The following is a 12,290-nucleotide window of genomic DNA, read 5'->3' as shown; positions in this document are numbered from 1 at the left end:
GCTCATGCAAAATACTCCGGCAGCTCGCAAAGGCGCGGGTGCATGCGGTCCTTGTCCGAGAGGACGGCCGTCGCGCGGGACACCGGCCAGTCGATGCCAAGGTCGGGATCGTCGAAGGCGACGCCGTGGTCGTGCTCGGGGGAGTAGTAGGCGCTGACCTTGTAGACGACCTCCGTATCAGGCTCGAGGGTGCAGAACCCGTGCGCGAAGCCGACCGGCACCAGCAGCTGGCGGCCGTTCTCAGCCGACAGCTCCACGGCCACGTGCCGGCCATAGGTGGGCGAGGAGCGGCGCAGGTCGACCGCCACGTCGAGGATGCGGCCGCGCACGACGCGTACGAGCTTGTCCTGCGCGTGGGGCGGGCTCTGGAAGTGCAGCCCGCGCACGGTGCCGGCCGGGCGGGACAGCGAGTGGTTGTCCTGCACGAAGTCGAGATCGATGCCCGCGTCAGCAAAGCGGCGGCGGTTCCAGGTCTCCGTGAAGAAGCCCCGCTCGTCCCCGAAGCGCCGGGAGGTGATGATCTTCACCGCCGGGATGGCGGTCTCCTCGATGGTCAGCATCCCTGGTCGATCCGTCTTTCGCTTCAGGCCCCCATGCCCAACCGCTCGCCGCGATAGACCCCGTTGCGCACGCGTTGCCACCAGTCGCGGTTGTCGAGATACCAGCGCACCGTCTTGGCGAGGCCGCTCTCGAAGGTCTCGGTCGGCCGCCAGCCGAGCTCGGCGGCGATCTTCCCCGCGTCGATGGCATAGCGCCGGTCGTGGCCCGGCCGGTCGACAACGAAGGTGATGAGCCGCTCACGCGGGCCGATCGTGGCGTCGGGGGCCATCTCGTCGAGAAGGGCGCAGATGGCGCGCACAACGTCGATGTTCCGGCGCTCGTTGTGGCCGCCGATGCAGTAGGTAGCGCCGACGTTCCCCTCCTCAGCCGCGAGAATGAGCGCCCGCGCATGGTCGTCCACATAGAGCCAGTCGCGCACGTTCTCTCCCGTGCCGTAGACCGGCAGCGGCTTGCCCTCGAGCCCGTTGAGGATCATCAGCGGGATGAGCTTCTCGGGAAAGTGGTAGGGCCCGTAGTTATTGGAGCAGTTCGTCACCACCACCGGCAGGCCGTAGGTGTGGTGGAAGGCGCGCACGAAATGGTCGCTCGCCGCCTTCGAGGCGGAATAGGGCGAACGTGGATCGTAGGGGCTTGTCTCGGTGAAGAAGCCTTCAGGGCCGAGGGAGCCGAAGACCTCGTCGGTCGAGACGTGATGGAAGCGAAAGTCCCGGCGCCGCCCCTCTGGAAGGGAGCGCCAGTGGGCGAGCGCCGCCTCGAGGAGCGTGGTCGTGCCCACGACATTGGTGGTGACGAAGGCAGCGGGCCCGTCGATGGAACGGTCGACGTGGCTCTCGGCGGCAAGATGCATGACAATGTCGGGCGAAAAATCGGCCATCGCCGCGGCGACGGCCGGCCCGTCGCAGATATCCGCTTTGAGGAAGTGGAAACGGTTGCTGCCCGCCACGGGCGCGAGCGAGTCGAGGTTGCCCGCGTAGGTCAGCTTGTCGAGCACGAGCACCTCGTGCTCTGTCTGCGAAATGAGCCGCCGCACGACCGCCGAGCCGATGAAGCCGGCCCCGCCCGTCACCAGAAACCGTCGTGCCATCGATCCTCCCGAAACGGCTTGGGCGCTCGCGCAACGGGCGCTCCGCAAGGCTCACACAGGGGTTTCAGAACTGCGCGGACAGCGGGCGGATACGCGTTCCCTACGCGGCGCGGGTTTTTCTGGCATCTCGCCGCCATCCGGGCAAGCCCTCAGCCGCGGATCAGCCGTCCACCTCCCACTGCCGCCGGATGTCGCGCGACAGGTTGGGGTTGTAGAACGGGTCGGCGTCGAGCTCCGCCCCCCAGCGGCGCCGCATCTCGGCCACGTCCCTGCGGAACTGCGCCCTGCGCGCGGCGGAATCGTGCGGGCCGAAGGTCAGGGACTCGTGATGGTAGAGCTCGGCCTGTGGCGTCCACAGGATGCGCCGGCCGGCACGCCGGATGCGCAGACACAGGTCCACGTCGTTGAAGGCGCAGGGCAACGCCTCGTCGAAGCCGCCGAGCGCCTCGAAAAGCGGCCGCGGCATCACCATCGCCGCGGCGGTGACGCAGGACAGGTCCTGATCGAGCTCCGCGCGGCCGAAGTAGCCGGGGCTGCCCCGCCGCAGGTGCCGGTGGGCATGGTCCGCCACGCCACCGACGCCGAGGATGACGCCGGCATGCTGGACGGTGTCGTTGGGGTAATAGAGCATCGCGCCAACCGCGCCGACACCAGGCAGGCGCGCGCGCACCACCATCTCCTCCAGCCAGTCAGAGGTGATCGGGGTCACGTCGTCATTGAGGAAGCAGAGGTAGTCCCCCTGCGCCTGGCGCGCAGCGTGGTTGTTGACCCAGGAATAGTTGAAGGGCGTGTGCTCGTAGGTGACGAGGCGCAGGCGCGCATCGCCGCGGTGTGCGGCGAGATAGGCGGCGGCGTCGGGCCGGGCGGCATCCTCCTGCGACACGGCGAGGAGCAGCTCAAGGCGGGGATAGGTGGAGCCGGCGAGCAGCGCGCTGAGCGAGCGGCGGGCAACCTCGCCGAGCCGGCTCGGCACGACGAGGGAGACGAGCGGCCACTCCTCTGGCCGGGCGTAGCGCACGCGGTAGTAGCCGCCGACGCCGGGCTCGACCTCCGCCGCGATACCCTGCCGGGCGAGATGCTCGAGGATCGCGCGTCGCCCCGCCTGCCAGGCGTAGGGCTTGACCTGCGGCGCGGTGGCCGTCGACTGCGGCAGGGCGCGCCAGTGATAGAGGATGCGCGGCACGTGGCGGATGCGCGACGGTTCCGTCAGCTCGGCGCAGCGCAGGGCAAGGTCGTGGTCCTGCGCGCCCTCGAAGCCCTCACGAAACCCGCCGGCGGCCTCGACGAGCGAGCGACGGAAGACGCCGAGGTGCGAGAAAGCGTTCTGGCCCAGCATCAGCGCCGGGTTCCAGTCACCCTTGAAATAGGGGGAGAAGCGCCGCCCCTCCGCGTCGATCTTGTCCTCGTCGGAAAAGATCATGTCCACGTCCGGATGCGCCACGATCTCGCGGGCGACCCAGTAGAGTGCATCCGGCGGCAGCTCGTCGTCCGCATCGACCAGCGCGACGAAATCGCCGCTGGCCATGGCGAGCGCCGTGTTGGTGTTGGCGCTGATGTGGCCGCGCTCGGCGCGCAGGTGCAGCCTGATGCGTGCATCCTCCGCCGCGGCAGCGGTCAGCGTGGCGCGCACGTCGGCACGCGTCGAGGCATCGTCGGACAGGCACAGTTCCCAGTGCGGATAGAGCTGGTCACGGACCGACCGGATGGCGGCGCTGAGCCAACGCGGGTCCGTCTCGTAGACAGGCATCAGCACCGAGATAAGCGGCGGCGAGGACATGGCGGCGATGTCGGCCGCGATGCGCGCCCTCTCCTGCGGTCCCAGGCTGTGGCGCGCCACCCAGGCGGCATAGCGGGTCTCGGCACCCCAGCGGCGCGCGACGAGCGCATCGAGCCGGCGCTTGGCCGTGACGGCGAAAGGAATGGACTTGGCGGCCCGGCGCAGCAGGTCGACAACGCGCCCGCGGCCGGGCAGTGGAGGAAATTGCAGCAAGCTCCGCCCCGCGATTCATATCGGACGAGCGACCTCGCTCGAGGCTGCCCGGCCGAATCACCGCACCCGTACGCTTGTCACTTTCTGCCGAGGTACGCCGGGCCGCTGCACCGGGCAAGCCGCAACGTTGCGCAGGACGACTGCGGGCAAGAAGGCCGGCATGCGGGGCTCGCGTGGCTGAGCGTGGCCGCCGATGGACAGCGGGCGCGATTGCCGTATTCCTGTTGCCGATCGAGCTGCAACGAGGGTGGGACGGAACGATGCCGGGCATTGCGCAGGGGCCTTCCGTGGCCGTCGTCATCCCCCTGTTCAACGGCGCGGCGCACATCGAGGAAGCCCTGGAGAGCATCTGTGCCCAGAGCGCGCCGCCGCGAGAGGTCATCGTCGTCGACGACGGCTCGACCGACGACGGGCCGGACCGCGTGCAGCGCTTCGCCGGGCGGCTGCCACTGAAGCTCCTGCGGAGGATCAACGGCGGGCAGTCCGCAGCCCGCAATGCCGGCGTGGCGGAAGCCCGCAGTGACTGGATCGCCTTTCTCGACCAGGACGACCGGTGGCAGCCGCAGCACCTAGCCGCGCTGCTAACGGCGGTCGGGAACGGCACGGAGCGAACCGGCTGGGCCTATTGCGACGTCTCCGTCACCGATGCTGCCGGGCGGCTGGTCGAGCCGTCCCTCCTGCGGCGCCGGCCGGGCAGGCACCCGAAGCGAACCATCGAAGAATGCCTTGCGCACGACATGTTCGTGCTTCCCTCGGCCTCGCTCGTGTCCCGCCAGACCTTCCTGTCGATCGGCGGTTTCGACGAGCGCCTCAGCGGCTACGAGGACGACGACCTGTTCCTGCGGCTCATGTGCGCCGGCTTCCACGGGCTGCACGTCGCGGAGGCCAACGTCCTGCGCCGCAGCCATCCCGGCGGCGCATCGCACTCCCTGCGCATGGACCTGTCCCTGATGATCTATGCGCGAAAGCTCCTCGCCGGCTTTCCCGACAGGCCCGAGGAAGGGCAGTTCCCCTCGCGCGACCTCATTGCCCCCCGCTTCTGCCGCACTCTCCTTGCTCGCTGGGCCATGGCGGAACGGGCGGGCGACCGGGAGGCGGCCGCCCACGCGCAGGAGGGCCTGCGGGAACTCCTGCCGTATCTTCCCCCGCACCTGCGCCGGATCGGCGCCGCCATCCTGCGCGCTGCAGCCCTGCCGGTCCTCGGCGGGGCGTGCCTGCGCGTCGCCCATGGCCTGCATCGCCGCATACGGCGCGGAGGCATCCGCCTCCCGCGGCCCGGCGTGCGGAGCTGACGCAACCGGCAAGCGGAAAGGGGCTGGCGAGAATGTTCATGCTGGGCCGTCCTCGCCACGCAGGACAAGGCCTTCGGTCAGGATGCTGTTGACATGGCGAGGCGCATCGGCGCGAAGACCACCGAAGTCGAGGCGAGCCATGCAGTCTTCATGACGCGGCCGAAGGTGGTCGCCCGTCATCGACGCGGCGGCCCGCAGCGCCGGAGGCACCGCACGCTGACCGGTCCTCGCTCGCGGCGGACAGGCGGCGCCTTCCGGCGCCGCCCGGTCTTTTCTGCAAGCCTCAGGACGAGGGCGTGCCGGCAGCATCGCCGGCGCCGTCCTCCGGCGCGGGCGCGCTCCCCCGCCGGCGCATGACGGCGCGGGACGGCACGTTGGGGTTCTCCTCCGCCCGTTCGCGATGGAGGGCCGCGCGGGCGAGCAGCATGAGCGTGACCGGCGTCGTCACCGTGATGAAGACGCCGATGAGGACCTCGTGCACCACGAGCCGCGTGCCGAGGGAGGAAAAGAAGACGATGGAGGCGAGCGCGATGGCACCCGTGCCCCAGCTCGTTCCCAGCGTGGGCGCGTGCACCCGCTCGAAAAAGCTGCGGAACTGCAGGACGCCAACGGCCCCGAGCAGTGTCAGGCCGGCGCCGACCAAGAGCAGCAGGGAGGTAAGGAGCGCCGCCCAGACGGGCAGCTCGGCGGCATGGCTCATTCGATCACCTCGCCGCGCATGAGGAACTTGGCGAGCGCGACGCTGGAGGCAAAACCCAGCACCGCGATGATGAGCGCCGCCTCGAAATAGATGGCGCTGCCGGTGCGGATGCCCATCGTCAGGATGAGCAGCATCGCGATGACATACATGGCGTCGAGGCAGAGCACCCTGTCCTGCGCGCGGGGGCCGCGGATCAGCCTGTAGGCGTTGCAGCCCATGGCGATGACGAGCATCGCCTGCGCGATCGAGACGCTCCAGAGCAGGATGGCGGCCGTCATTCGAAGATCTCCAGCAGCAGCGCCTCGTAGCGGTACTTGATGGTGTCGATCCACTCCTTCTCCTCGACCAGGTCGAGGACGTGAAGGAGGAGTACACCAGAGTCGGGATCGTACTCGATCCAAGCCGTGCCGGGCGTGCTTGTGACGATGCAGGCGAGGATGGCGAGGCCCGTCCGGTCGCGCAGCTCGAGCGGGATCGGCACGAAACCGGACTTCCGCTCGCGACGCCCGAGCCCCAGCACGATGCTGGAGACCGCGATGTTGGAGCGAACGATATCGAGCGTGACCCTTCCGAAGAGCAGTGGAATGAGCTGCCAGCGCCTCAGGCGCGGCTTCGAGGGATGCAGGGCCGCCATGGCGCGCGCCGCGGCCACGGCGATGCCGCCCCCGAGCAGGACCTGCCCGGGCGAGAAGGATGTCAGCGACAGCCACATCACCAGGAGCGCAAGCGCCAGAAGCGGATACGGAAGCACGCGGCTCATCGGACGCCCCCGCTCGTCTCACCGCCGCCCAGCACGCCCCCGATATAGGTGGCCGGGTCGTGCAGCGCACGGGCGGTCGCATCCGTATAGGACACGACGGTGCCGGCAGCGGCGGTCAGGACCAGGCACAGGCCGATGAGCGCGAGGATGGGCGCCACCTCCACCACGAGGACACGTGGCAGCACCGGCTGGACCGGCGCCCAGAACGTGCGCATGCCCGTGCGCATCATGGCGACGAGGATCGCGAAACCGGACAGGATGACAAGCGCGACCAGCACCCAGACCGGAGCCGGGATCTCGCCCGGCTGGCCGAGCCCTCCGGGGTTCAGCATGCCGGTGAGGATGGCGAACTTGGCCACGAAGCCCGACAGCGGCGGCAGCCCCGCCAGCAGCAGGGCGACGCAGCCGAAGGCGATGCCGAGGACGGCGAGCGCGCCGGGCATGACGACGCCGACCGCCTCGTCTTCGCGCTCCTCCTCTTCCTCGCCCTCCTCGCCGCCATAGGCCTCGATGGTGACGGCAAGAAGGTCGGCACCCGGCTCGCGCGCACGCTCGACGAGCTCGATGAGCATGAAGAGGGCCGCGGTGCTGAGGGTGGAGCTGACGAGATAGAACAGGGCGCCAGACACGACGGAGGCGTCCCCGAGGCCGACGGCGGCGAGCAAGGTTCCCGACGAGATGAGGACGGCGTAGCCGGCGAGCCGGCCCATGGCCTGGGAGGCGAGCACGCCAGATGTGGCGAAGATAAGCGTGGCGATGCCGCCCCACAGCAGCGCCACGCCGCCGAAGCCCGTGAGCTCCCCGGCCGGACTGCCGAAAAGCAGCAGCGTCAGGCGCAGCAGGATGTAGACGCCCACCTTGGTGAGGACGACGAAGACCGCACCGACCGGCGCGGCCGCCGCCATGTAGGCCGGTGCGAGCCAGAAGCCGAGCGGCCACATGCCCGCCTTTACCAGAAAGGCAACGCCGAGGATGGCTGCCCCCGCCTGCAGCAGCATGCGGTCATGCTCGCGCACCACCGGCAGGCGCACCGCGAGATCCGCCATGTTGAGCGAGCCGGTGACGCCGTAGATCAGGCTGACACCGATAAGAAAGAGCAGCGAGGCCGCCAGGTTGATCGAGATGTAGTGCAGGCCCGAGCGCACGCGGAAGGCGCCGCCCCCATGCAGCAGAAGGCCGTACGAGGCCGCCAGCGTGATCTCGAAGAACACGAAGAGGTTAAACAGGTCGCCGGTCAGAAAGGCGCCTCCCAGCCCCATGAGCAGGAACTGGAAGATGCTGTGGAAGTGCGGGCCGGCCCGGTGCCAGCGCGCCAGGGAGAAGATCAGCGAGGCGAGCGCCAGCACCGCCACGAGCACCAGCATCAGTGATGCCAGCCGGTCGAGGACGAGAACGATGGTGAAGCGCGCTGGCCAGTCGCCAATGGCATAGGACAACGCCAGCGCCCCGCCACCGTCGGGCACGCTCGCCGCCATGTGCATCAGCACGAGGCCCGCGACGAGCAACAGCACTGTCGAGGCGAGGTTGATGAACGCCTTGAGCGTATGGCGCGTCTCGTCGATGAGAAGCAGCGCCGCGCCCGTGACGAGCGGCAGCAGGATCGGAACGATCAGCAGATGCCTCGTCCAGTCCATCAGCGCGATTCCCGACCATCAACATGGTCGCTGCCCGTCAGGCCACGCGACACGAGCAGAACCACCAGCAAGAGCGCCGTCGTGGCGAAACCGATCACGATGGCGGTGAGCACCAGCGCCTGCGGCACGGGATCGGCATAGTCGGCCGGATTCGTCACACCGTCGGCGAGCACGGGCGCCGCGCCGACGCGCAGGCGACCCATGGCGAAGATAAAGAGGTTCACCGCGTAGGACAGCAGGGAGAGGCCGATGACGAGCTGATAGGTGCGAGGGCGCAGGATGAGCCAGACGCCCGAGCCCGTCAGAACCCCGATGGCGATGGCAAGCGTCAGCTCCATTGCTGCTTCTCCTCGAGCTGGCGCGCTTCCTCGAGGCGCGCGGCGCGCAGGCGGCGGATGGACTGGTGGGCGATGGCGATGAGCATGAGCACGGTTGCGCCGACCACGAGACTGAAGACGCCGAGGTCGAAGACGGTCGCGCTCGCCAGGGGAATCTTCCCCAGCACCGGCACATCGGCATACTGGAAATAGGACGTCAGGAAAGGATCGCCGAGGAGGATCGAGGCAACCCCGGTCAGTGCCGCGAGCAGCAGGCCGACGCCCATCCACACCACGGGCAGGATGCGCAGCCTGTCCTCCACCCAGACGGTGCCCGCCGCCATGTATTGCAGGATGAAGCCTGCGGCCAGGGCCACGCCGGCGACAAACCCGCCACCCGGCGCATCGTGCCCGCGCAGGAACAGGTAGGCGGCGAGCACGATGACGACCGGGAACATCCACTGCATGATCACCGAAGGCACGTAGAGATATTCGGTGGCAGTGGCGCCGGCCTTCCTGTCGGGTTCGGCCTCATCATAGGACTGCTGGATCCGCTGCTGCTCCGGCCGCTCGATGGTGTCCGGTGCCGGCCGGAAACGGCGCAGCAGGGCGAAGACCGTGAGCGCGACGATCCCGAGCACGGTGATCTCGCCGAGCGTGTCGAAGCCGCGGAAGTCGACGAGAATGACGTTGACGACGTTGCGTCCGCCGCCCTCGGTGTAGGCATTCTCGATGAAGAAGTCGGCGATCGAATCCGGGCTCGTGCGCGTCAGCACGGCCAGGGAAACCACCGTCATCCCCGAACCGGCCATGACGGCGAGGCTCAGATCGCGCAGACGCCGCAGGCGGTCGGACACCCCGATCGGCTCCTCCGCCGTTCGCCACCGCTTTGGCAGCCAGCGCAGGCCGAGCAGGATGAGAACGGTTGTGACGATCTCGACAGCGAGCTGCGTGGCAGCAAGGTCCGGCGCCGACAGCCAGACGAACGTCACGCAGGTGACCAGCCCCGCCCCCCCGAGGAGGGCAAGGGCAGCCAGACGATGGAACTTGGCCAGATAGGCGGCCGCGACCGCACAGACCATCCCGATGCACCACAGGCCAGTAAAGGCGATGTCGATGCCGTTGCCGACAGGCCCGAAGTCGAGCCCCGCCGACAGGATGGGAATGGCCCCAGCCGCGATGGCGACGGCGACGAGCAGGCGCACCTGCGGCTGCAGGCGGCGCGTGCCGAGCACCTCCTCGATCGACCGCGCCCACCGCCAGGAGATGGCGACCATCGTGCGCTCGAACAGGCGCTGCCCCTGGATCCGGCCGAAGACGGGCGGGCTGTCGGTGTGTTCGAGATAATTGCCGGCTACAAGATAGAGCATCGTGCCGCAGACGAGGGCGATCACGCTCATGCCGAACGCGATGGTGAAGCCGTGCCAGATCGCCAGGCTGTACGCCGGCGTCGCCTCCCCGAGCACGGAGGTGACGGCAATGCGCAGGAAGGGGCCGATGGTGAGCCCCGGAATGATGCCGACCACGAGACAGGTGACCACGAGGCACATGACGGGGAACCGCATCCAGAACGGCGGCTCGTGCGGCTCGCGGGGGAAGCTCTCGGGCGGCGGCGCGCCGAGGAAGATCGAGTGGATCAGCCGGATGGAATAGGTGACGGCCAGCGTGCTGCCGAGGACCGCCGCATAGGGGGCGATCGTGTCCACCCACGAGTTGGCGTGGGTCTCGACCGCCTCGGCGAAGAACATCTCCTTCGACAGGAAGCCGTTCAGCAGCGGCACGCCCGCCATGGCGGCGCTCGCCACCGTGGCCAGCGTGCCGGTGATCGGCATGTAGCGGAAGAGACCGGAGAGCTGCCGCAGGTCGCGGGTGCCGGCCTCGTGGTCAATGATGCCGGCGGCCATGAACAGCGACGCCTTGAACGTCGCGTGGTTGAGCATGTGGAAGATGGCCGCAACGGCAGCGAGCGGGCTGCCGAGGCTGAGCAGGAGCGTGATGAGCCCCAGGTGGCTGATGGTGGAATAGGCCAGCAGCCCCTTCAGGTCCTGCTGGAACATGGCGAGATAGGCGCCAAGAACGAAGGACGCCATCCCGGCAAGCCCGAGGATGGTGAACCACTCGGGCGTGCCCGCCAGCACGGGCCACAGCCGCGCCATGAGGAAGACGCCCCCCTTCACCAGCGTCGCCGAGTGCAGGAAGGCCGATACGGGCGTCGGCGCCGCCATGGCGTTGGGCAGCCAGAAGTGAAAGGGAAACTGCGCGCTCTTGGTCAGGACGCCGAGCAGGAACAGCAGCAGCGCCGGGACGTACAGGTGATGCTCGCGGATAGCGTTGCCCGAAGCCAGGACGGCGTCGAGATCGTAGCTGCCGACGATGTGACCGATGACGAGGATGCCCGCGAGCAGCGAAAGCCCACCGACGGACGTGATCGTCAGCGCCATGCGCGCGCCGTCACGCGCCGCCTGCTTGTGGTGCCAGTAGCCGATGAGCAGGAAGGAGAAGAGGCTCGTCAGCTCCCAGAACACGACGAGGAGGATGAGATTGCCCGACAGGACGATGCCGAGCATCGACCCCATGAAGCCAAGAAAGAGCAGGTAAAAGCGCCGGACAGGATCTTCACGCGAGATGTAATAGCGCGTGTAGATGACGACGAGGAGCGCCATCGCGCTGACGAGCGAGGCAAACACCCAGGCAAAGCCGTCCATCCGCAGGGTGAAGCCGAGACCGAGCTGGGGAATCCAGTCGATCTGGTAACGAACGACATGTCCGCTGCTGACCGCGGGATAGAACGAAAAGGTCAACGCCAGGCAGGTAGCCGCCGTCAGCCCCGCCAGCCAGGTCACAGGCGTGCGCGAATCCGACGGGAGCAGGGCCGCAGCCAAGCCCGCCACGAAAGGCAACGCTATGATCAGAGCCAGCGCGAAAAAGTCCATCGTCATCCTTGCGAACAGCGGCCTCTACCGGTCTTTAAGCCATCGGCGCCAATTCGCAAATGACGGGAACTATCGCCTTCGGATAACTGGCTCGAACTGCAAGATCTCCTGCTGCCGCGTGGCCTGCTGCGACAGCCTCGGGCTGTCGTGGCCCGGCGGGACGCGAGCCGCCGTCGGTCTCGCAACAGCCCGCGCAAGGCGCCCGTCGTGGGCGCGATGATCGAGGTTTTTGCGCACGGCCGCATTCTGTCGTCCGGATGATTCAGGAAACCGCGTCCTGCCTTGTGGGAGCCTGCGGTCCTGCCGGCGACGCAGCGGTGGGACAACACTATACGATCATGGATTGTCCCAGGATTGCGCACCGGCGCAATATGAAGCCGCTCGCGGGGTGGCATCGGCAGAGAATAGGTTTTCATTCCTCTCGTTCCGATGTCCTTGAGGCGGCGAAGGCCGTGGTCTTCACTGCAATGCTTGCGCCACCGCAACGGTCAGGGGCGCGCTGCCCGCAGCGCAAGGCATGCGCAGCCCGCTTCGCGGCGCAGGACAACGACTGCAGCCCGCCGGCAAAGCCCACCGGCGGATGGAGGCGACTGTATTCATTCAACATTCCAAAAACGTGGGATGATGACGGCGGAACGTCAAGCGCGACAGCGCGCCGAAATGCAGTAGCGCCTGCACGATGGCGACGGGATCGAGCGCCCGCAGGCAGTGGGCTAGCGCAAAGTGCTCTCCGAGAGAAAATCCCTATGAGCCAAGGCATGGTATCCGCCTCGAAGCCGGAGAGCCGGCCGCTCAGCGGAAAAGGCTCATGCATGCGCTGTCTGCCTCGGCCTCGAACTCGTCATCAGGCCGCGCAGCACGGCACACAGCACTGTCGAGCACATAATCTGGTGGCGAGACAGAAAAAACGGATGCGCCTCGCCAGATGATGTCCCGGGGCGTGGTGTAGCAGGATAGCGGCGGTCACCAGTGTTTTTCCGGTAGGGTCGGGTTGTTCAAGCTCAACCTGATGGAAAGTC

General features: G+C 68.0%; 10 protein-coding genes. 1 reads left to right on the top strand and 9 read right to left on the bottom strand.

Annotated features, from left to right (window positions below):
* Positions 1-2 precede the first annotated feature (2 nt).
* The 3 genes from rfbC to HNQ73_RS15670 all read right to left on the bottom strand — a co-directional run bounded on the left by rfbC (position 3) and on the right by HNQ73_RS15670 (position 3,635).
* Positions 3-560: a dTDP-4-dehydrorhamnose 3,5-epimerase gene (rfbC, locus tag HNQ73_RS15680; protein WP_183335986.1), complete on the bottom strand. Its 558-nt coding sequence runs from the start codon at positions 558-560 to the stop codon at positions 3-5.
* Positions 561-583: 23 nt separating this feature from the next.
* Positions 584-1,645: a dTDP-glucose 4,6-dehydratase gene (gene rfbB, locus HNQ73_RS15675; protein WP_183335984.1), complete on the bottom strand. Its 1,062-nt coding sequence runs from the start codon at positions 1,643-1,645 to the stop codon at positions 584-586.
* A gap of 160 nt (positions 1,646-1,805) precedes the next feature.
* The gene (locus HNQ73_RS15670) at positions 1,806-3,635 is read right to left on the bottom strand and encodes a glycosyltransferase family 2 protein (RefSeq protein ID WP_183335982.1); all 1,830 of its coding nucleotides are present in this window, start codon (positions 3,633-3,635) and stop codon (positions 1,806-1,808) included.
* A gap of 260 nt (positions 3,636-3,895) precedes the next feature.
* On the opposite strand from HNQ73_RS15670, the gene HNQ73_RS15665 reads away from it, so the two are divergent.
* A complete protein-coding gene (locus HNQ73_RS15665) occupies positions 3,896-4,927 on the top strand; it encodes a glycosyltransferase family 2 protein (protein WP_183335980.1) in 1,032 nt (343 codons plus the stop codon).
* A gap of 283 nt (positions 4,928-5,210) precedes the next feature.
* Here HNQ73_RS15665 and mnhG read toward each other — a convergent pair whose 3' ends face one another.
* Genes mnhG through HNQ73_RS15635 form a run of 6 tightly spaced genes read right to left on the bottom strand, consistent with a single transcriptional unit; the run spans position 5,211 to position 11,277 of the window.
* Positions 5,211-5,627, bottom strand: coding sequence for a monovalent cation/H(+) antiporter subunit G (gene mnhG / locus HNQ73_RS15660; protein WP_183335978.1), 417 nt, complete (start codon positions 5,625-5,627; stop codon positions 5,211-5,213).
* Positions 5,624-5,905: a K+/H+ antiporter subunit F gene (locus HNQ73_RS15655; RefSeq protein ID WP_183335977.1), complete on the bottom strand. Its 282-nt coding sequence runs from the start codon at positions 5,903-5,905 to the stop codon at positions 5,624-5,626. The genes mnhG and HNQ73_RS15655 overlap by 4 nt, the downstream gene beginning before the upstream one ends.
* Positions 5,902-6,387 (bottom strand): Na+/H+ antiporter subunit E, encoded by a 486-nt coding sequence (locus HNQ73_RS15650; RefSeq protein WP_183335975.1) that lies wholly within the window; start codon positions 6,385-6,387, stop codon positions 5,902-5,904. Before HNQ73_RS15650 ends, HNQ73_RS15655 begins: the two co-directional genes overlap by 4 nt.
* Positions 6,384-8,021 carry a monovalent cation/H+ antiporter subunit D gene (locus tag HNQ73_RS15645; protein WP_183335973.1) on the bottom strand — a complete coding sequence of 546 codons (1,638 nt, stop codon included), beginning with the start codon at positions 8,019-8,021 and terminating at the stop codon, positions 6,384-6,386. Before HNQ73_RS15645 ends, HNQ73_RS15650 begins: the two co-directional genes overlap by 4 nt.
* Complete coding sequence (locus tag HNQ73_RS15640) at positions 8,021-8,359, bottom strand: Na+/H+ antiporter subunit C (RefSeq protein WP_183335971.1); 339 nt, start codon at positions 8,357-8,359, stop codon at positions 8,021-8,023. Before HNQ73_RS15640 ends, HNQ73_RS15645 begins: the two co-directional genes overlap by 1 nt.
* The gene (locus HNQ73_RS15635) at positions 8,350-11,277 is read right to left on the bottom strand and encodes a monovalent cation/H+ antiporter subunit A (protein WP_183335969.1); all 2,928 of its coding nucleotides are present in this window, start codon (positions 11,275-11,277) and stop codon (positions 8,350-8,352) included. The genes HNQ73_RS15640 and HNQ73_RS15635 overlap by 10 nt, the downstream gene beginning before the upstream one ends.
* Positions 11,278-12,290: the final 1,013 nt, after the last annotated feature.

It is taken from the genome of Chelatococcus composti, assembly GCF_014201415.1.
GTDB classification, from domain to species: Bacteria; Pseudomonadota; Alphaproteobacteria; order Rhizobiales; family Beijerinckiaceae; genus Chelatococcus_A; species Chelatococcus_A composti.
This window is presented reverse-complemented; position numbering and strand designations above follow the sequence as displayed.